This window comes from Stenotrophomonas sp. YJH_SMC_6, assembly GCF_059371335.1.
The window spans coordinates 307,315-329,164 of sequence record NZ_JCAFUM010000002.1 but is presented as its reverse complement, the minus strand read 5'-3'; the positions used below and the strand labels follow the sequence as shown (position 1 = coordinate 329,164).

Here is a 21,850-nt window from a genome sequence, read left to right as displayed (position 1 = left end):
GCCGATGTCAGCCCGGATGCGTTCTGTTTCGAGTGTCCGCCAACGTGGCATGGCGGTGATCGTCGCCCTGCTGGTGGTGGCACTGGTGGCGGTGATTGCCACCGCACTGCTGACCCGGCAGTCGGCCCAGCTGCGTGCGCTGCGTGGCGACCAGCTGCGCGTACAGGTACGCATGGCCGTGGACGCAACGCTGGAGCGTGCGGCACAGCAGCTGCGTGAGGATGTAAAGGAACAGCTGACCACGGTGCGCAGCGGGCGCTGGGCGCGCCCATTGGAGCTGCAGGCGCCGTTGCCGGTGCAACTGCAGCTGGTCGATGCCCAGTCGATGTTCAACCTGCGCAACCTTCTTGCGCATGGCAGGCCGGACCCCGAGGCGCGGCGCGCGTTCATCGCGTTGTGTGCCGGGCAGGGGCTGGGCCAGGGCGCCTGCGCATCCGCCGCCGACCACATCCAGGCGCGCCTGCGCGATGGCGACATGCAGGCGCAGGCGCCGCTGCCGCGCGAATCACTGATCGAACAGGCGTTGCCTGGCGCCGATCCGGTGGCGTTGCGGGCGCTGGCGCGGCGCACCGCGGTGTTGCCGGCGCAGACCCTGGTCAACGCCAACACCAGCGACCTGCGGGTCCTGCAGGCGGTGACGCCTGCGGTCGAGCCGGCACGGCTGCAGACGCTGCTCGGTGAGCGCGATGCTGGCCATTGGCTGCTCAATCGCGGCGACATCGCCAACCGACTCCAACTGAGCAACGAACAGATGGCCGTGCTTCCCCTGGGCATCCATAGCGAATGGTTCCTGGCCGTCGGCCGGGTGCAGGCTGACGGCAGCTCGGTCGACTTTCGCGCGCTGCTGTGGCGCGAGTACCGCGACGATGGGGTGCGTGTGCAACGGGTGTGGACGAGGATCGGCGCATGAATGTGCAGCTTCGGGTGCGCCTGCCGGCGCTGGAGCGCCTGCACGCGGACAGCGCGGTGGACTGGGCGCAGCTGCACAAGGGCGATGTACTGGCTCACGGTCGCGACACGCTGGCGGCGCTGGGCCTGCGGGATCCGCAGGCCGCGGTGCATGCCTGCCTCGATCCGAACGACCTGATCCTGCTGGAGCTGCAGCTGCCGCCATTGTCCGGGCGCCGCCTGCAGTCGGCGCTGCAGGGTGAGGTGGAGGCGATGCTGCTGGATGACCTGCAGGAGGTGGCGCTGGCCCACGGTGCGCAGGCAGCAGACGGCACGGTTCCGGTGGCCTGGCTTGGCCAGCAGGCCATCGCGCAGGCGCAGCAGCTGCTGGCCTCGTGTGCGCTGCAGCTGCAGGCGCTGTATCCGACGCCACTGCTGCTGCCCTGGCAGGACGGCCATGCCACGCTGCAGGTCAGCGGCGAGCACCTGCTGGTACGCAGCGGGCGCGATCGGGGTTTCGTTCAATGGTATGGCGGACGTGATGCCTGTGCGGTGATGCAGGCGCTGGCCGTGCGCCTGCAACAGGCCGGCGTGCAGGCCGTGCAGTGGATCGATAGTGTGCCGCCGACGTGGCCGGACAACCTGCCGGCCACCGCCGTCACGCATGAACGGCAGACCTCTGGCCCCTTGCCAGGCTGGTCATTGCCGCTGCCCGGCGCAGGCCGGCAAGCACCACGACTGGCGATCGGCCTGGCACTGGCAGCAGTGCTGCTGGCTGCACTCGGCCTGCAGCTGCAGGTCTCGCGTTGGCGGATGGAGGGCGAGGCCCTGCAACAGGACATGGCGCGCCAGTTCAGCGCGCGCTTCCCGGAGATCACCGATGTGGTGGACCCGGTGTTGCAGGCAAGGCGAGCACTTGCGGTGCCGCTGCCGGCGCCGCCGTTGCCGGCGCTGCAGCGTCAGGTTGCCAGCACGCTGCAGGCTGTTCCGGAGCTGGCCGGGCAAGTGCGCGGCCTGCATTACCAACCCGGGCAGCTGGACATGGAGCTGGATGCCGATGCCCAGGCATTGGCCGACGATCCGCAGCGGCTTGAGCACTGGCAGCAAGCAGTTCAGGCACAGGGCCTGCAGCTGGCGCGCGAAGCCGGTGGACACCTGCGAGTGAGCGGAGCTGGGCAGTGACGACCCGCACCCTACGGCTGGGCGAGGGGCTGGTGGGCCTGCAGCAGCGCTGGCAACGCCTTCCACCGCGCGACCGGCTGATGCTGTGGGTGATGGTGGTGGCGCTGCTGGTGGCGGGCCTGTGGTCATTGTGGCTGGAGCCACTGCTGAAGCAGCGCACGTATTGGCAGGCCGAGCTGCCGCGGCTGCAGGCGCAGTCCAGCGCACTGGCACCGCTGCTGCGCGCCCGTGAGCGCCAGCAGCTGGCGCAGGGCCAGCACCCGACACTGGCCGGGCTGCGCGATGGCATCAAGACCGCCGGCCTTGCCGCCGGCCTGCATATCGAAGCGCGCGACGGGCGCTGGCACCTGCAGGTGCAGGCGGTGCCCGCGGATGCGCTATGGAACTGGCTGCTGCCGCTACTGGCCGACCCGGCCATCGAGCTGCAGCAGCTGCAACTGACACGCACAGGGGATGCGAACATGCCGGCGGCACGGATTTCCGGAAACATCGTGATGGTGGCCACCGCGGGTGCCCATCCATGAGGGCGATGCGCAGCCTTGCCTGCAGTACCGCACTGGCCCTGATCGTGTGCATGGCCCACGCACCGGCGCTGGTACTGGCGCAGGACGCCCGTGATGAGCCGGTGCAGTTGAACCTGGTCGACACCGATATCGGTGGCGTACTGCGCATGGCAGCGCGCTTCACCGGGCGCCAGTTCCTGGTCGATCCACGGGTGACCGGCAAGATGACGGTGGTTTCCGATGGCCCGGTCAGTCGTACCCAGGCCTACCAGTTGCTGCTCGGTGCACTGCGCATGCGTGGCTTCGCGGTGGTCGAGAACGGCGGCGTCAGCCGGGTGGTGCCGCAGGCCGATGCCAAGCTGTTGGGAGGGCGCGTCGGCACCGGTGGTGCCGGCGGTGAGGTGGCCACGCGCACCTTCGCGCTGCGCTACGAGAACGCGGCCGCGCTGGTGGCGGTGCTGCGGCCGATGATCAGCCCGGACAATCCGATCACTGCCAATCCGGGCAACAACACGCTGGTGATCACCGACTATGCCGACAACCTGGAGCGCATCGCGCGGGTGATCGCCAGCGTGGATACACCGGCCGGCATGGACACCGATGTGGTGAAGCTGCAGCAGGGCATTGCCGTTGACGTCGCGGCGATGGTCGCGCCGCTGCTGGATGCGCAGGGCGCCGAGCCCACCCAGAAGGTGGTGGTGATGGCCGACCCGCGCAGCAACAGCGTGCTGCTGCGGTCGAGCAGTCCCGGGCGCACCCGCCTGGCTAGGCAGCTGGTGGAGAAGCTGGACCGTGCCCAGGATGAATCCGGCAACCTGCATGTGGTCTACCTGCGCAATGCCCAGGCCAACCAGCTCGCGGGTGTGCTGCGTGGCGTGGTGGCCGGGCAGAGCGATGCACCGGCGATGGGCAGCAACGAAGGCATCACACCACTGCCCGGCGACGCCAGCCGCTCCACCCCCGCGCAGCCGTCGCAGCCGCAGCAGGCCAAGCCCGGAGGCAATGCGCTGGAATCGCAGCGCCTGGATCCGAGCCGCCGTGACCCGATCGATGCAGGAAGCACCGGCTTCAGCCAGAACGGCATCTCGGTACAGGCGGACGTGGCCACCAACACGCTGCTGATCTCCGCCCCCGAGCCGGTGTACCGCAACCTGCGCCGGGTGATCGACCAGCTCGACCAGCGCCGTGCACAGGTGCTGGTGGAAAGCCTGATCGTGGAGGTCAACCAGACCGACGCGGCCGAACTGGGCGTGCAGTGGATGCTGGGCAATGGCCGCACCTTCGGCGGAACCCACTTCGGCGGCACCACCGGTGGCAGCGGGTTGAACACCAACGCACGCACCACCCTGGACGTGCTGCCCAAGGATGGCCTGAAGATCGGTGTGATCGACGGCACCATCAACCTGCCCGGCGTCGGCCAGATCCTCAACATGAAGGCGTTGGCCAACGCGCTGCAGAGCAAGGGCGGTGCCAACATCCTGTCCACGCCGAACCTGATGACGCTGGACAACGAAGCGGCCAGCATCATGGTCGGCCAGACCGTGCCGTTCGTCAGTGGCCGCTACGTGACCGACGGCGGCGGCGGCAGCAACAACCCGTTCCAGACCATCGTGCGCGAGGACGTCGGCCTGAAGCTGCGGGTGCGCCCGCAGATCTCCGAGGGCGGCACGGTGAAGCTGGACATCTACCAGGAAGTCAGCAGCATCGACGCGCAGAGCGCGAACAGCACGGCCGGCATCATCACCAACAAGCGCGCCCTGGATACCAGCGTGCTGCTGGACGATGGCCAGATCATGGTGCTGGGTGGCCTGCTGGAAGACAGCGTCAGCCATGGCCGTGATGCGGTGCCGGGCCTGGGCAGGATCCCGGTCCTGGGCGCCTTGTTCCGCAGCGACACGCGCAAGCGCGCCAAGACCAACCTGATGGTGTTCCTGCGCCCGCACGTGGTGCGTGACCCGGCCGCCGGCCAGCGCCTGACCCGCGACCGCTACGACTACATGCGCAACGCGCAGGCGGGCGCGCAGCCGGCACAGAGCTGGGCCTTGCCGGCGCTGTCGGCACCGCAGCTGCCACCGCAGGACCTGTCTGTCCTCGGCCAGGGCAATGCACGCGATGGCCAGGGCCAGCCGCTGCAGAGCAGCAGCCTGGCGGCGCTGTACCCGTCCGGTGACGGCGACGCGCAGCTGGTGCAGTTCGCGCAGGGGCTGGACCCGGCGCGTGCCAGCCAGGGCGTGGCGCAGGTGCGTGCACTGGGCCTGCAGGCCTATGCCGAAGCGACGCCCGGCGAGAGCGGGCAACGCCTGCGCGTGCGATTGCCGCGCGATCCGGCGACGCTGGACCCTGCGCTGCAGCAGCTGCGCGGGCTGGGCTACACGCCGGAACTGGTGATCGGGCCGTGAGCGCCGCCACAGCTCTGCCGTACGTCTGGGTGCGCAGCCATGGCGTGATGCTGTCCGAAGTTGGTGGCGAGCCCGTGTTACTGGGCACCGCCGAAACTGCGGCGTGGGCCGTGGCCGAACTGCGCCGTCGGCATGGCCCGCTGCCGTTCCAGGCGCTGGATGCTGCGACGTGGCAACGGCGGTTGGGTGAGCAGTACCGTGACGGCGGCGATGCCGCTGCCGTAGTGGGTGCCGCCGAAAGCGAAGTCGATCTGGACCGGCTGATGCAGGACATGCCGGAGGTCACCGATCTGCTGGATGCTCAGGACGATGCGCCGGTGATCCGCATGATCAACGCGCTGCTGGCACAGGCCGCACGCGATGGCGCCAGCGATCTGCATATCGAACCGTTCGAGACCCATTCGGTGGTGCGCTACCGCGTGGACGGCACGCTGCGCGACATGGTGCAGCCACGGCGCGCACTGCATGCGGCGCTGGTATCACGCATCAAGATCATGGCGCACCTGGATATTGCCGAGAAGCGCCTGCCGCAGGACGGGCGCATCGCCATCCGCGTGGGCGGGCGGCCGCTGGATATCCGTGTCTCCACGGTGCCGACCGGTCATGGCGAGCGTGCTGTGCTGCGCCTGCTGGAAAAGGATGCCGGTCGCCTGCAGCTGCAGCGCCTCGGCATGGCCGATGACACGCTGGCCATGTTCACCGGGTTGATCCGTCAGCCGCACGGCATCGTGCTGGTCACCGGGCCGACCGGCAGCGGCAAGACCACGTCGCTGTACGCTGCACTTGGCCAGCTCGACAGCAGCACCAGCAACATCCTCACCGTGGAAGACCCGGTGGAGTACGACTTCGCCGGCATCGGCCAGATCCAGGTCAACGCGCGCATCGGCATGAGCTTTGGCACCGCGCTGCGTGCGATTCTGCGCCAGGACCCGGACACCATCATGATCGGCGAGATCCGCGACCTGGAAACCGCGCAGATTGCGGTGCAGTCGTCGCTGACCGGCCACGGCGTGCTCGCCTCGCTGCATACCAACGATGCGATCTCGGCGGTGACCCGCCTGGCCGACATGGGCGTGGAGCCGTTCCTGCTGGCCTCGTCGTTGCGCGGTGTACTGGCGCAGCGGCTGGTGCGCCGGCTGTGCACGCAGTGCCGACGTGCCGATGTGGACGGCGAGGGCCTTGCCGTATGGCGTGCGGTGGGCTGCGCAGCCTGCGCCAACAGCGGCTATCGGGGGCGAACCGGCATCCATGAACTGTTTGTGGTCGACGACCGCGTGCGCGCACTGATCCATGAAGGGCAGGGCGAGCCTGCGCTACGCGAGGCGGCCCGGCGGGCCGGCATGCGGACCCTGCGGCAGGATGGCCAGCGCTGGGTCGACAGCGGGGTAACCACGCTGGAAGAGATCCTGCGCGTCACCGGCGACGATTGAGGCCTGCATGGCACTGTTCGACTACCAGGCTGCCAACGCGCAGGGCCGCATCGAAAAGGGCCAGTTGGATGCCGACAGCCCGCGCGGTGCTCGCCAACTGCTGCGCGGGCGCGGGCTGACCCCTGTGCAGGTGAGTGCGGCGCGCAGTGCCGGCAGTGGCTGGGGCGCTCGCCGGTTGTCCGCCAGCGAGTTGGCCTGGGCTACGCGCCAGCTGGCCAGCCTGTTGGCGGCCAGCCTGCCGCTGGAAGGCGCATTGAGTGCGGTGATTGAACAGGCCGAGCGCCCGCACGTGGCCCAGGCACTCACCGCCGTACGCGCCGACGTGCGTGCCGGCCAGCGCCTGACCGTTGCGCTGGCCGCGCGGCCGCGCGACTTCCCGCCGATCTATCGGGCGCTGGTGGGTGCAGGTGAAGACTCCGGTGATCTGGCACGGGTGATGGAGCGCTTGGCCGACTACATCGAAGAACGCAATGCGCTGCAGGCCAAGGTACTGACCGCCTTCATCTACCCAGCGGCGATCAGCCTGGTATCGGTGGCGATCGTGATCTTCCTGCTCAGCTACGTGGTGCCGCAGGTGGTGACCGCGTTCGTGCAGGCGCGGCAGACGCTGCCGATGCTGACCCAGGTGATGCTGGCGGCCAGTGCTTTCGTACGCAGCTGGGGCGTGTGGGTGGGGCTGGGCATCGCTGCGCTGGTGGTGACCTGGCGGTTGGCCCTGCGCAAGCCCGAGCTGCGCCTGCGTTGGGAAGCGATGCTGTTGCGGCTGCCGATGGTCGGGCGCTTCGTGCTGGGTGTGAACAGCGCGCGTTTCGCCTCGACGCTGGCGATCCTGCTGGATGCCGGCGTGCCGCTGCTGCGTGCACTGGAGGCGGCGCGGCAGACCCTGGGCAATGCGCTGCTGGCGCGCTGTGCCGACGATGTGTCCGCGCGCGTGCGCGAAGGTGCTGCGCTGGGTGCTGCGTTGAAGGTACAGAAGGTGTATCCGCCGATCCTGGTGCATCTGGTGGCCAGTGGCGAGAAGACCGGTTCGCTGGCGCCGCTGCTGGATCGCGCCGCGCAGACCATCTCGCGCGAGATCGAGCGTCGCGCGATGGCACTGACTGCGTTGCTGGAGCCGACCATGATCCTGGTGATGGGCGGCGTGGTGCTGACGATCGTGTTGGCGGTGCTGATGCCGATCATGGAAATGAACCAGTTGGTGCAGTGATGCGCAACGCGCATCACAGGTAGAGTCGACTGTTAGTCGACCAGCGCGGAGATCGAGTGCATTCAGATCGTTTCCGCGTGCGAAAAGCAGTCGACTAACAGTCGACTCTACCCAGCCGATCCCATCGGGTCGATCCCATCGGGTCGATCCCATCAGGTCGATCCCATCAGGTCGATCCCATCAGGTCGATTCAATTCAGTCGATTCAATTCAGTCGATTCAATTCAGTCGATCGGGCGGCGTCGCTGGAATGTGGCATGGGCCGATTCTCCACACAATCCTCCACACCTTTTTTCGATCTTCCACAGGTTTCTTAAGCGGCCTGTCATCGGCGCGGACCAGCATGGACACGTCGCCGCAGAGTGGGCTGGGAGGCCCTCGGCGGCAGCAGGCGTGTAGTGACCGTTCCTCCCTTGGCGTTTCCCTTCGCAGTAAACCCTTCAGGAGAAGATCATGATCAAGTACAAGACCCTGGCCGCGCTGGTTGCCACCGCGCTGCTCGCTACCGTTGGCGCCGCCTCCGCGCAGACCGTTACCGGCGGCGGCGCTTCGCTGCCGGCCGACCTCTACAAGGGTTCGTCCGACAGCATCCTGCCAGCGAACTTCACCTACGCCGTGACCGGTTCGGGCACCGGCAAGAAGGCCTTCCTGGAAAACAACTCGCTGCTGTTCTCGACCACCGGCACCGTGCACTTCGCCGGCAGCGATTCGGTGCTGAGCAGCACCGAGCTGAGCACCTACGCCACCAACTTCAACCAGCCGACCAACGCCAACCGCTACGGCGCGCTGATCCAGGTGCCGTCGGTGGCCACGTCGGTCACCATTCCGTTCAACAAGGCCGGTTCGGCGGTGGACCTGAGCGTGGCGCAGATCTGCGGCGTGTTCTCGGGTGCGATCAGCGACTGGTCGACCATCGATGCCAACCGCAGCGGCCCGATCCAGGTGGTGTACCGCCCGGAAAGCAGCGGCACCAGCGAAATGTTCAGCCGCTTCCTGACTGCGGCCTGTGCGGCTGAGAACGCTGGCACCTCGAACCTGGTGGGTGGCAAGTTCGCCATCAAGTCGACCTTCGCCGACCTGTACAAGCGCGATGCCAACGGCAACCTGCCGGCGTTCCTGGTGGCCGCGCCGGCCACCGGTGGCACCTCGCTGTACAACGCTGTCTACGCTGCTGAAGGCCGTATCGGTTACGTTGGCCCGGACGTGATCCCGAGCGTGACCGATGCGACCAAGGTCGCCAAGGTCAAGGGCTTCTCGCCGGATCAGGTGAGTGTGCAGGCCACCCTGGACACCGTCGCTCCGCCGACCGGCACCGCTGCCGAGGACCCCGCCAACTGGGTGCCGGTGTTCGGCAACCCGTCGGCCGGCTATCCGATCGCCGGCTACACCAACCTGGTGATCGGCCAGTGCTACAAGGATTCGAGCGTCGCCACCAGCCTGCGCGGCTTCCTGGCCCGCCACTATCCGGCGACCTACACCGTCGCGTATGAGAAGTCGATCACCGACCACGGCTTCATCCCGCTGACCAAGGCCTGGCGCGATGCGATCCGCAACCGTTTCGTGCTGGCCAGCAGCACTGCCGGCCTGAACAATCCCAGCACCTGCGCCGGCATCGGTCGTCCGCTGTAATCCGCAGCACTGATTGAATCCTGCTTGACCCGACGCCGGCCCCTGGGCCGGCGTCGCCATTTCCGCGACGGTGCCGCCGCCGCAGTGTTTCGCTGTCGGCTTCGTGTCACGTGAACCGTCTATCAGTGGCAGGGCATGCGTTGCGCGTGTCTCCCCGATCGTCGCCGCAGCCGCGGCCCACCAGGTTGATGAGGTTCCGATGTCGCACCCGCTCCCGTCCGCTGTTCATCCGGCCGCGCCGATGCGCCGCAATCATCCGATGGCGTGGGCCATCGCGGTCGCCCTGGGCAGCATGGTGGCCCCGGCCAGCCAGGCGCAGCAGGCGTTCAGCCCGGGCTGGTTCGCCGAGCGGGGCGCGGCCCAGGGCAGCGCGGCACAGAGTGGCCGGATGCCCAACGGGGTGCCGATCCAGTTCCAGTTGCCTGCCCAGCAGCAGGATGCAGCACGGCAGAAGCTGCAGCAGTCGATCGACAACCTCGGTACGGCGGCGCAGGCGATTGCCCTGCAGCAGCGCCTGCAGGAACAGGCGCGGCAGGCGCGCCGCGAGGCTGGCTTCATCGTTGCGGATGGCCTGGGCAAGGATGGCCTGAGCGTCGACCAGAACCCGCTGACCCGCGGCTGGCTCAATGCGCGCGACGCGATCCAGTCGCAGGGCAGCGACGGGCGGGTGCAGGTTACGGTCGAGCAGACCGCGGACAAGGCGATCCTGAACTGGGAGACCTTCAATATCGGCGGCAACACCACGCTGAACTTCCTGCAGAACCCTGACTGGGCAGTCCTGAACCGCGTCAATGATCCGCAGGCGCGGCCCAGCCAGATCCTGGGCCAGCTGAAGGCCAATGGCACGGTGTTCGTGGCCAACCGCAACGGGGTGGTGTTCGGCAACAACAGCCAGGTCAATGTACGCAATCTGCTGGCGGCTGCAGCACGGATCAGCGATGCGCAGTTCCGTGACAACGGCCTGTACAGCCCCGACGCCAGCAGCAGCGCGCTCAGCGATGCATTTGGCAAGGTGATGGTGGAGCAGGGTGCCCGCATCGCGACCCATGAGCCGACCAGCGCGACGCGCGGCGGTGGCTACGTGCTGCTGGCCGGGCACAGCGTGGAGAATGCTGGCCATATCGAGGCGCGCAAGGGCCAGGTGCAGCTCGCTGCCGGTGACAGTTTCGTGATCCGGCGCGGCGTGGGTACGGCGACCAATACCAGCTCCACCACCCGCGGCAATGAAATCGCGCCGCGCTTTGTCGCTGGCAGCACGGCGGGCAGCGTGCGCAACACCGGTCTGCTACGCGCCCGCGAGGGTGACGTGACCCTGGCCGGGCGCAACGTCGAGCAGGCCGGTGTGGCCGTGGCCAGCACCACGCTGGCGCAGCGCGGCACCGTGCATCTTCTGGCTTCGACCAGTGATGCCGGCAGCAGCGTCACGCTTGCCGATGGAGCCACCACGGCGGTGCTGGTCGAGGACGATGGCAAGGCCACGGTGCTGGATACGCAGCGCAACAGCCTCATCAAGGAGTCGGCAGAGCAGGACGCGATCCGCGCCGGCGCGCGCTCGGCAACCTTCGACAATCTGTCCCAGCACAATGATCGCCGGGACCAGTCGCGGGTGGAGATCGTCTCGGGTGGCAACATCCATTTCAGTGCGGATTCGCTGACGGTTGCCACGGGCGGCCAGATCATCGCCGACGCGGCAGCCCGCAGCTACGTAGACGACGCGGCACGCGTGGATGTTTCCGGCGCAGTGGGCGTACAGGTGTCGATGGAAAGCAACAATGTCCAGGTCAAGGTGCAGGGCAACGAACTGCGCGATGCCCTGGACAACCGCGACAGCGGCAAGCTGACCAGCAGCGAGGTCTGGGTCGACCGCCGCAGGCTGGTCCACGTTCCGGCCGGTACCGGGGGCTACGCGGGTGAGCGCTGGTACGCGGCGGGTGGCCTGCTGGAAGTGGGCGGCTACCTTGACAATCAGGGGCACTCGATCGGCGAATGGGCCGCGCAGGGAGGCACCGTCCTGCTGGGCGGCAGGGAAGTGATCACGCATGGCGGCTCACGCATCAACCTTGCCGGTGGCAGCCTGGATGTGCAGAGCGGCGTGATCCGGCAGAGCTGGGTGCGCGGCGTCGATGGCCAGGTCTACCGCCTTGATGACGCGCCGGCGGAGATGCTCTTCGATGGCCTGTACAGCGGCCATGAAGTAAAGCAGGAGCGCTGGGGCATCACCGAGACCTTCCGTGATCCGATTGTATTCGCGGCGCAGCGTGTCGATAACGGATACACGGTCGGCCGCGATGCAGGACGCCTGATCATCTCCGCACCGACCGCGGTGCTGGATGGAAAGGTTGAGACGGCTACCTTCCAGGGCGCGCAGCAGAACCGCAGGCCGGATACCGCGCTGGAGGGTTATGCGCAGGCGCAGACGGCGGTCGCGCGCAATGCGCAGCTGTACCTGGGGCGCTACGACGGCCAGGGCCGCAGCGGTGTGTTCGACTCGGATGTGCGCCTGGATGACAAGGCTCGGACGAAGGCCGCGTGGTCGCTGCTGGCCCCGGTCAACGAAGAGCGGCGTGGCACCGTGTGGCTGGATATCGCAGAGCTGAGTGCCCAGCAGTGGGGACGGATCGACCTGGCGACCGCTGATCGCATCCGCATCGACGGCAGCCTTCGGCTTCAGGCAGGCGGACAGCTCAACCTGACCGGCAGCGAGGTGGAACTGGCAGGCGACATCGGCATCGCCGGCGGCCAGCTGTCGGCGGGCAACCTGCTGGATGTGCAGGGCCGGCCGACGGCGCTGCTGCACGATGGCCGCGCCCGCACCGCCATCGCCGACGGCACGCGGATCGATCTCTCCGGTGAATGGAGCAATGCGTCACTGGCGATGCCGCGCGACGCGAGCGGTGCCTGGACGGATGGCGGCCGCCTGAGCCTGGGCAATAGTCATGACGTGGCCGTGGGCGCCAAGGCAACGGTTGACGTCGAGGCCGGTGCTGCGCTGGACCTGCGCGGCAAGGCCCATATCGGCAAAGGCGGCAGCGTCAGCCTGCAGGCGAACAGCAGTACGGTGACGACCGACGGCAGTGGCCGGGTGCAACTGGGCGAGGGAAGCCGGTTCAGTGGTCGAGGACAGGGCGGTGGTTCCTTCTCGCTGGGGACCGGTGGCCAGGTGTGGGTGGGCGATGCGGACCTGGCGGGCACATCGCTGCGACTGGACCCCGGCCTGTTCGGCAGTGGCTTCGCGCAGTACGACATCAATGGCCACCACGGTGTGGAGGTGGCCGATGGCGCGCGGCTGGTCGCTACCCTGCCAGGCCTGCGCCTGACCCAGGACGCGCGGATGGCGACCGACCGGGCGTCCGCACTGGCAGCGTGGGACGCGCCGCTGTACAGCGCCGATCCGTCGAGCGGGCGCGTCAGCCAGCGCGCGGGTGCGAGCATCAGCCTGCGTTCGGAGCGCAACAGCGTGGGCGGTGACCTTCGGGTTGGCAAGGATGCACTGGTGGCGGTCGATCCAGGGCAGACGATCTCGCTGCTCGGTGCAGGCAACATCGATGTTGAAGGCACGCTGCGCGCGAAGGGCGGCCGCATCCTGATCGACGATGTGCGCCCGGAGAACGCGCTGTACGCCGGGCAGCGCACCGAACGCACCTGGCGTTTCGCCGAAGGCGCGCTGCTGGATGCCGATGCAGACGCGATTTCGCTGCCCGATTCCAGCGGCCGCCTGCGCGGGCAGGTGCGCGCAGGTGGGCGCATCGAGATTGGCGGGGCGCTGGACTGGGAGACCACCGCATTCGTCGACAACCGACCACCGGAAGCCTTCGTGGTGGTCGAACGCGGTGCGCGCCTGCAGGCGCGGGGCGCGTCGGCCGAACTGGACATCGATGGCCAGGGCCGCGTGCGCGTGGACAGCGACGGCGGGCAGATCGTGCTGCGTTCGGCCAACGCGCTCTACCTGGAGGGCGGGATGGACGCGACCGCCGGTGGTGCCGGCGCACGCGGCGGCACGCTTGGCCTGGCCTTTGGCGGGAGCATCCATGCACGTGGCGCCAGCGACGAGGTACTGCGAGCGCGTGCGATCAGCCTCAGCCAGCACAGCGCACCGGCGCAGCCACTGCCGGCCGCATTGGAATATGGCCACGCCGCGTTGTCGGTCGAGCAGCTGCAAGCCGGCGGTTTCGACAACCTGTCCGTGTTCGGTGACATCCGCGCGGTCGGCGACGTCGACCTGCGCCTGGCCCAGAGCCTGCGCATCCACGGCCAGGGCACTTCGAGCCTGGGCATGGCCGTGGATGCCGGGCTATCGTCTGGGCTGCGACTGAGTGCGCCCTACGTTCGCCTGGCGCAGGCACGCTGGCGCCAGATGCCGGGCGAGAACCTGCAGGGCACCGCCGCGGTCGCTTCGTCCGGGCCGGAAGATCACGCGCTGGCGGTGCAGGCCGAGCTGATCGACATCCGCGACGTCACCTGGCTGCCGGGTTTCAAGCATGTGGCGCTGGAAAGCCGCAGTGACGTGCGCCTGACCAATGGCATTGCCAGCAGTGGCAACACCAGCGCGTTGATGACGGCTGGTTCGATGGACGTGACCGCTGCGCGCCTGTACCCCACCACAGGCGCGGTCGGCACGCTGGTGGCCGGCGCGTCGGCGCAGACCGTGCAGACCGCTGATTACTGGGCCGATCCGGATGCCGTGCTGCGCATCCACGGCACCGGTGCGGCCACGAGGCCGGCGCCGGAATCGGCGCTGGGTACGCTTCGCCTGGTGGCCGCCACGGTGCAGCAGGGCGGCAACGTACAGGCGCCGATGGGCACGCTGCAGCTGGGTGGCCTTATCCAGAACGGAACCGTCGGTAGCCGGGTGGAACTGCTGCCAGGCAGCGTCACCTCGATCAGTGGCGCCGGCTTGTCGCTACCCTATGGTGGCACCGTCGATGGTGTCGACTGGCGGGTCGGTACGCGCAGCCTGGGTTCGCTGACGCCGGCCGGCATCTCCTCCATGGGGGTGACCCTGAAGGCGAATGAGATCGAGGTGGCGCCGGGGGCCCTGCTGGACATGTCCGGCGGTGGTGAGTTGACCGGTGCCGCCTTTGTGTCAGGACGCGGTGGCTCTGTCGACGTGCTGCGAACGGCGTTGGCCGACGCCAATCCGCGCTATGAATTCAGTGCGTCGGGCAACCCGGTGTATGCGATCGTGCCGGGACGCGCCGGGACATTTGCCCCCAGCGGCGAGGAAGGATTCGCCGCACCGGCCGTGGGCCAGCAGATCACCGTGCCGGCGGGCGTGCCCGGCCTGGCGGCAGGCACCTACACGCTGATGCCGGCCAGCTATGCGCTGCAGCCCGGTGCATTCCGGGTTGAGCTGGGCGCCACCGGCACCTCGGGCATCGCGCAACCCATCGCGACCGGTACCGGCACCTGGCGTGTGTCCGGACAGCAGCGCACGGCGCTGGGCGCGGCAATCTCGCCGTTGCTCACCGACATCCTGCTGACCCCCGCCGCAGTAGTACGCCGGCACTCGGGCTACAACGAAACCTCCTACAACAGCTTCGCGCAATCGGTGGCCGACCGCCGCGGCGAGTCGCGTGGCTGGCAGACCATCGATGCGCTCGGGTTGACCCTTGCGTTGGGCGAAGGCGCAGGTCGTGCAGACACGCCTGCCATCCGCTTCGCCGGCACCGCGCGGTTCGGCGCCGCCACCGACAACGGGCGCGGCGGCACGCTGACAGCCACGTTGGCCAGCCCGGCGGTCGGTTCACTGGAGATCGTCGACGGCGGTGCGCAATCGCAGGCGCGTGATCGCGGTGCCACCTTCAGCGACGACGCGCTCAATGCCTTCCTGCCGGCGCGGATGATGATCGGCGGGCAGTTCAACCAGGAGGCCTCGCAGGTGGCGGTGACCGGCCAGGCGCGCAGCGTGGCGATCCGTTCCGGCGTCACCTTGAACGCACCGGAAGTGCTGGTGGCAGCGGCCTCCGGTGGCAGCGGCGTGCTGGTCGAGGCCGGTGCGACCCTCGATACACTGCCGTTCGCATCCGCCAACGCGAATGCCAGCGCGACCCTGCCTTACCAGGTCTCCGGCGGCCTGCTGGCGGTGTCCAACCAGCGCCTGAACCTGATCACCGGCACCACCGGGGTGGAGGCCGGTCCAGTGGCGATCGACATCGGGGGGTGCCAGACGGCGTGCGACGGCCAGACCCGGCTGGTTTCCGATGGCAGCATCGCGGTAGCGACCGATGGCGCGCTGCAGATGCGCGACTCGGCCAGCTATGGCACCCGTCAGCTCGGCCTGAGCATGGCGGCGCTGAACCTCGGCAGTGCCGAAGCGATCGCCCTGGCCGCTGCGGCAGGGGCGCTGCCCAGTGGCATGACCATGAACCAGTCCGTGCTGCAGCAACTGCTGCGCGGCAATGATGCCACCGGCGCGCCGGCGCTGGACACGCTGAGCCTGGTCGCGCGGGACTCTGTCAACGTGTTCGGCAGCGTCGACCTGGACGCGCGCGACAGTGCCACCGGCCGCAGTGGCCTGCAGACGCTCGTGCTTGGTGCGCAGGCCATCCGCGGCTACGGTGCTGCGACTGACCGGGCGCGCATCCTGGTGGACACGCTGGTCTGGGACGGCTCATTGGCGGCGAGCCAAGCGCCGGGCAGTGACGCGTCGGTGCCGCCGGCCGATCCGATGGTGGACCGGCTCGGCGCCGGGCAGCTGGACATCTTTACCCGCCAGCTGCAGCTGGGGCGGGCGCCATTCAGCCGTCCCAGTTCTGAAGTACCTGCGAACCGGCAGGTGCTCGGATTCAGTGCGCTGAACCTGAGTGCTTCGGAGCAGCTGTCGTTCTCCGCGCAGGGCACGCTGGACGTGTTCCAGCAGCGCGGCGACTATCTGGCCGACAAGGGCTGGCAGTACAGCGGAGGCAGCCTGGGTATCGATACACCGCTGTTGACGGCCGATCCCGCCGCGCGGCTGCGCGTGCGCACCGGCGGCGACTTCCGCCTGCAGGGGGGCACCGGCAAGGCGGGTGGCGATGCACTGGGCAGTGAGCTGAGCATCGACGCCAACCGGATCACGCTGGACAGCACGATCGCGCTGGCGTCCGGACGGCTGTCGGCGAACGCACGCCAGGGCATCACGCTTGGCAGCCGGGCCGCGTTGGATCTGGCCGGACGCAAGGTCTCGCTGTACGACGTGGACAAGTTCAGCTGGGGCGGCGATGTCCTGCTGTCCAGCGACACGGGTGACATCCGCGCCGATGCGGCCTCCCGCATCGATGTTTCCGCCCGCAACAACCGAGGCGGACGCCTGACGGTCACCGCAATGGCCGGCCGAGCCGATCTGGCCGGTGTTCTGCAGGGTGCCGCCACTGGTCGCTACGATGCCGGTGGCACGCTGGTGCCCTACGACGGTGGTGAACTGGTGGTGCGGGCACGCCAGCTGCAGGACTTCGCCGGCCTCAACCAGCGATTGACCGCCGGCGGCGTCGTCGGCGGTCGCAGCTTCCAGATCGGTGAGGGCGATCTGCGGATCGGCGACGAAGTGAAGGCGCGCCGGGTCGATATCAGCGTCGATGCGGGCAGCCTGACCGTGGCCGGCCGCATCGATGCCAGCGGCGAGCAGGTCGGCAGCATCCGCCTGTACGCCCGCGATCAGTTGCAGGTGGACGGCACGCTGGACGCGCACGGTACCGGCCTGCGCGTGGACAGCCATGGCAAGATCATCGACAGTCCAAACCGGGCCACCATCACGCTGGGCAGCGCCGAAGGTGCCGTCGGCCTGGGCAGCGCGGCGCAGCTGGACCTGCGTGCGGGCAGCGATGTTACCGTCGGTGGACGTCCTGGCCAGAACGATGGCACCCCGCGCGGCACGCTGAAGATCGATGTGCCGCGGCTGGGCAGCAACGACGCGGCGATTGCCGCGGCCACCGGCCTGCGCATCGATGGCGCGGCCGACATCCAGCTCAATGGTGTTCGCCGCTACGACGATGCGCCCCTGGCAGCCACCGCTGACGTGCGCGGCAACCGCGCGCAGCTGGTCACCCAGCAGTGGCTGGACCAGGTGGTCGATCCGCACAGCGTGGCCTGGATCGATGCTGCGCTGGACAACGCGGATCTGCAGCAGCGCACGCGGGCGCTGGGCGATGTCCGCCTTCGTCCCGGCGTGCAGGTGCTGGCGCGGCGCAGCGACGCCAACCCGGACGGCGACCTGACCATTGCCGGCGACATCGATCTGTCCGGCTACCGCTACGGGCCCGAAGCCAACCGCGCCGATCCATCGCGGCGTGGCTTCGGCGAATCGGCCTCGCTGGTGCTGCGGGCCGAAGGCAACATCAACGTCTACGGCAGCATCAACGATGGGTTCGCACCGCCGCCGTCCACGCCGGATGAGGGTGGCTGGCAGCTGTATGAGGGTCGCAATGGCAGCGCGGGGCAAACCCCCTTTGGCGGCGGCCTGGTGGTGCCGGTGGACGGAGTGAAGCTGCTGCCCGGCACCGAGTTCCAGGCCGGCACCCGCCTGAACTATGACGTGCCGGTCGAATCGGTAACGCTTCCGGTCGGTACCGTGCTGCCCGCGCCGATGGTGATCTCGCAGAACCTGCGCCTGCCAGCGGGCACGGTGCTGGGTGCGGCGGTGACCACCGACTCCGGGCAGACGCTGGCGGCGGGCACCGTGCTGCAGCAGCCGCTGGTGCTGGCGGCCGGTGCGCGCCTGGGGGCCGGCTTCCGCCTGCGCAGTGCCGTACAGATGGCGGCACAGGAATGGCCCGCCGGCGCGACGCTGCCGGTTGCGTTGCGCTTGGCACGGGAAGTCGAGCTCAAGGTGGGCGCGTACATCCCATCGTTGACCAAGGTGGAGTTGCCCGGCAACGGGCCGGTGAATCTGCGGCCGGCCGATGCCGGCGGCAACCAGGGGCACAACTGGGCGCTGGCGCCGATGCTGGCCGAGGGCACCACCTCCTGGGACCTGACCGTTGTTGCCGGTGCCGATACCGGGGCAGCCGACCCACGCAGCCGGCGCTGGGGCAGTGAAGGCAGCGTGGTGCTGGCCGACACCCACCAGGGCTCGATCGGTACGGTCAAGACCGAAATCATCTGGGTGGGTGATCGTGCGTTGACTGAGCGGGCATCGCTGGACTGGATCGGCGACACCTCCTATGCAGGCCGTCCGATTGCGGAGTTGGCCGACATGTTCGGCTTCACCGAAGACGAGTTCTGCGCGATGTCGGCCGACTACTGCGGCCCGGCCCCCCGCCAGGTGGCCGCGCAGGGCTCGCTGGATTACTGGGGCGACGAGTCCTACGTAGGCACCCCTGCGAAGGACTTCGCCGCGATGTTTGGCATGACCGAAGACGAGTTCTGCAGCACGGCGCCCACCTACTGCGCCGGCGGCGGCACGCAGACCGAAGTGACCACTTACGGCAAGCGCGCAGGCACGCCGGCGTGGAGCGTGCTGCGCACCGGCAAGGGGGACCTCGAACTGCTCGCTGCCGGTGATGTCGTGATGAAGTCCGGCTTCGGTGTGTACACGGCGGGCGCTCCCACCACGCTGGGCGAGGGCCGCGACGCTGCCTTCAATTCGCCCCGTGCAGCAGCCCCCAGGAACACCGCACTGCTGGGTCCGAACCTGGTGCCGGGCAGCTATGATGCCGCGTTGGTCGGCTACCAGGCCTGGTATCCCGATCATGGCGGCAACCTGCGCGTCGAAGCCGGGCGAGATATCGTCGGTGACGTCTGGACCGGGCGCGCAGAGTCGGGCACCAGCGAGCGCGACTGGGCGCTGTACTCCAGTGCCGCGGTCGGCAATTGGCTGTGGCGGCAGGGAACCGGCAGCACCACCGGTGTGGAGCCGGTGCCGACCAGCTGGTGGGTGAACTTTGGCGCCTACACCAACGTGTCCGCTGCTGCTGGCGCCTCTCCGCGGATGGTCGGCTTCACCGGCTTCGGTACATTGGGCGGCGGCAACTTGACGCTGGAGGCCGGGCGTGACGCCGGCGTGCGCGATGCGATAGGTGACGCGCTGGACTCGACGATCGCACCGCGCTCGGGTGCGATCATCGCGGCGGTGGGATCGACCGGCCGGGTCAGCGATGGCCAGCTGCACCTGACCGGCGGCGGCGACCTGCAACTGCGTATCGGTGGCGCACTGAATCCGAATCTGCGGGCGACGTTCTCCAGCCTCAATGCCTCCAGGGCGGGACAGAATCTCGATCTCAACGGTACCTTCAGCAATCTGCGTGGCAGCCTGCAGCTGGATGCGGGACGCATCGGTGCAATGGGCGTCACCCTGGAAAGCTACGCGACGCTGGGCCAGCTGCGTGCGGCCGATCTGTTCGCCGCCGACGCCGTTCGCCCGATGGGCGGGCCGGTGCTGGTGCTGGGCGATGCGGTCGCGCAGCTGCAGGCGCGGGGCGATGTGGTGCTCGGCGGCGTCGCCGATGCCGGCCGGGTTCCGCTGGCCAACTACAGCGCGGTGCTGCTGGATGATGGCGCGCGCGCTGCAGGCAGTACGTGGTTCTCCCTGTGGACCGCCAACACGGCCGTGGATCTGTTCAGTGCCGGTGGTGACCTCGCGCCAGGCCTCGCCGGGCCGGAAAACGTGACGGGCAGCAATCTGTGGCGCGAGCAGGTCCAGCTTGTTGTGCGTGGCGGTGATGATCTGCTGAATTACTGGCTCTATCCTTCGCGCTTCAGCGCGATTGCTGCGCAGGGTGACATCAAGCTGGACCGGATCAGCACCACGCCGGGGACGCAGGATGTGATCCTGCTGGCACCCTCGGCGACAGGACGGCTGGACGTCCTGGCCGGTGGCGGCATCTTCGCCCAGCCTGGCGCGACCCAGATCGCGCGCTCGGCCAGTGACGCGCGCCTGCCGGGACCCTTCGACCCGGCATTCATGGCCGAGCAGGGTGATTCCGCAGGCAATGTGACCCGCACGCGGCACAACCTTTCGGTCGACGGCAACATTGCATCGCCGGACGCGTCGCTTCCGCTGTTTGCGTTCGGTCCGAATACTCCGCTGTCCTCCGTGTCTGCGGCCCTGGCGCCGAGCCGTTTTTACGCGGTGCAGGGGGACATTATCGGCCTGGCCACCGGCGCCCGGCGCACGCTGAATCCCAACGCGGGGCAGCGCACGCAGTTGAACTGGTTCGAAGCCGCCGGCGCCGTGCAACTGCGGGCAGGCCGGGACATCCTCGGGGTGTCGATGACCGCGTTGAACACCGCGCCCACCGACATCACGGTGGCGGCGGCAGGCCGCGACATCGTGCATCTGAACGCGACCATCGCTGGCCCCGGCAACACCGAGATCAGTGCCGGCCGCCAGCTGCGCCAGGAGGATGCGGGCAGCATCGTCAGCCTCGGTGGCATCGTGCAGGGCGACACCCGTCCCGGCGCCAGCATCGCGCTGACGGCCGGCAACCAGCAGATCGACTTCGCGGCCCTGCGTGCCCGTTATCTGGACCCAGTCAACCTTGCCGATCCCGCGCAATCGCTTGCATCGCAGCCGGGCAAGGCAGTCAAGGTCTACAACCAGGAGCTGAAGCAGTGGCTGCAGCAGCGCTTCGGCGTGGCTGCCGACGGCGACGGGGCGCTGGCCGCGTTCGATGCGCTGCCGCAGGAACAGCAGCGCATCTTCCTGCGCCAGGTCTATTACGCCGAGCTGCGCGAAGGTGGAAGGGAATATACCGATGTAGAAGGGCCCCGCTTCGGCTCCTACCTGCGTGGGCGCGAAGCCATCGCCACGCTGATGCCGGACAGGAATGCGGCCGGTGCGACGATCGACCGTACCGGCGACATCGTGATGTACGGTGGCTCCGGCGTGCGTACCGAGGCGGGCGGCAACATCGAGCTGATGGCACCGGGTGGGCAGATCGTGATCGGTGTGCAGGGCGTGGTGCCACCTGCCAGCGCCGGCCTTGTCACCCAGGGGCAGGGCGATATCCGCCTGTTCAGCCAGGACAGCGTGCTGCTGGGCCTGTCGCGGGTGATGACCACGTTCGGCGGCGACATCCTGGCGTGGTCGGAGCAGGGTGACATCAATGCCGGTCGCGGTTCGCAGACGACGCTGCTGTACACGCCACCGCGTCGCGTCTATGACGGCTGGGGCAATGTGATCCTGTCGCCGCAGGCTCCCGCCAGTGGCGCCGGCATCGCGACCTTGAACCCCATCGCCGAAGTACGACCGGGCGACGTCGACCTGATCGCACCGCTTGGCACCATCGACGCGGGCGAGGCCGGTATCCGCGTCTCGGGCAACATCAACCTGGCGGCGCTGCAGGTGCTCAATGCCGCCAACATCCAGGTACAGGGCGAGAGCAAGGGCCTGCCGGTGCTGGCATCGGTGAACGTCAATGCGCTGGCCTCGGCCAGTGCGGCAGCCAACAGCGCCAGCCAGGCGGCACAGGATGTGATGCGCAAGAGCCAGGACGAGGCACGGCGCAACCAGCCGTCGGTGATCAGCGTGCAGATCCTCGGCTTCGGCAGTGGCACCAGCGCCATCAATCCGCCGGCGCGTGGCAACACTGCCAACAGCGGCTATGACGCCAACAGTGCCTTCCAGTTCCCGCAGGCAAGTCGCGACGAGGGCACGCAGCGCCGGTAGGTGCCGTCCTTGGTCGGCACACGTTGCTGC

Annotated in this window: 8 protein-coding genes; all 8 read left to right on the top strand. The window is 68.6% G+C overall.

The features are described from left to right. The first annotated feature begins 4 nt into the window (after window positions 1-4). The 8 genes from gspK (at window position 5) to AC5P9N_RS03195 (ending at window position 21,820) form a co-directional block, all read left to right on the top strand. Window positions 5-910 (top strand): type II secretion system minor pseudopilin GspK, encoded by a 906-nt coding sequence (gspK, locus tag AC5P9N_RS03230; protein WP_164212641.1) that lies wholly within the window; start codon window positions 5-7, stop codon window positions 908-910. Then, the gene (gene gspL, locus AC5P9N_RS03225; protein WP_099484885.1) at window positions 907-2,070 is read left to right on the top strand and encodes a type II secretion system protein GspL; all 1,164 of its coding nucleotides are present in this window, start codon (window positions 907-909) and stop codon (window positions 2,068-2,070) included. The genes gspK and gspL overlap by 4 nt, the downstream gene beginning before the upstream one ends. Further along, entirely contained in the window at window positions 2,067-2,594 is a 528-nt protein-coding gene (locus AC5P9N_RS03220; protein WP_099484884.1) for a type II secretion system protein M, read from the top strand. Before gspL ends, AC5P9N_RS03220 begins: the two co-directional genes overlap by 4 nt. Beyond that, on the top strand, window positions 2,591-4,972 hold the full coding sequence (gene gspD, locus AC5P9N_RS03215; protein WP_099484883.1) for a type II secretion system secretin GspD: 2,382 nt from the start codon (window positions 2,591-2,593) through the stop codon (window positions 4,970-4,972). Before AC5P9N_RS03220 ends, gspD begins: the two co-directional genes overlap by 4 nt. Next, window positions 4,969-6,402, top strand: coding sequence for a type II secretion system ATPase GspE (gene gspE / locus AC5P9N_RS03210; RefSeq protein ID WP_099484882.1), 1,434 nt, complete (start codon window positions 4,969-4,971; stop codon window positions 6,400-6,402). The genes gspD and gspE overlap by 4 nt, the downstream gene beginning before the upstream one ends. A gap of 7 nt (window positions 6,403-6,409) precedes the next feature. Further along, on the top strand, window positions 6,410-7,609 hold the full coding sequence (gene gspF / locus AC5P9N_RS03205) for a type II secretion system inner membrane protein GspF (RefSeq protein WP_076740075.1): 1,200 nt from the start codon (window positions 6,410-6,412) through the stop codon (window positions 7,607-7,609). Window positions 7,610-8,061: 452 nt separating this feature from the next. Further along, a complete protein-coding gene (locus AC5P9N_RS03200) occupies window positions 8,062-9,237 on the top strand; it encodes a substrate-binding domain-containing protein (RefSeq protein WP_076740074.1) in 1,176 nt (391 codons plus the stop codon). A 199-nt stretch (window positions 9,238-9,436) separates the two neighbouring features. Beyond that, window positions 9,437-21,820 (top strand): filamentous hemagglutinin family protein, encoded by a 12,384-nt coding sequence (locus AC5P9N_RS03195; RefSeq protein WP_164212642.1) that lies wholly within the window; start codon window positions 9,437-9,439, stop codon window positions 21,818-21,820. Window positions 21,821-21,850 lie beyond the last annotated feature (30 nt).

Bases quoted from the DNA above. Each gene is read 5' to 3' on its own strand.
- gspK (WP_164212641.1), top strand. From the start codon at position 5: ATGTCAGCCCGGATGCGTTCTGTTTCGAGTGTCCGCCAACGTGGCATG.
- gspL (WP_099484885.1), top strand. From the start codon at position 907: ATGAATGTGCAGCTTCGGGTGCGCCTGCCGGCGCTGGAGCGCCTGCAC.
- gspD (WP_099484883.1), top strand. From the start codon at position 2,591: ATGAGGGCGATGCGCAGCCTTGCCTGCAGTACCGCACTGGCCCTGATC.
- gspF (WP_076740075.1), top strand. From the start codon at position 6,410: ATGGCACTGTTCGACTACCAGGCTGCCAACGCGCAGGGCCGCATCGAA.
- AC5P9N_RS03200 (WP_076740074.1), top strand. From the start codon at position 8,062: ATGATCAAGTACAAGACCCTGGCCGCGCTGGTTGCCACCGCGCTGCTC.
- AC5P9N_RS03195 (WP_164212642.1), top strand. From the start codon at position 9,437: ATGTCGCACCCGCTCCCGTCCGCTGTTCATCCGGCCGCGCCGATGCGC.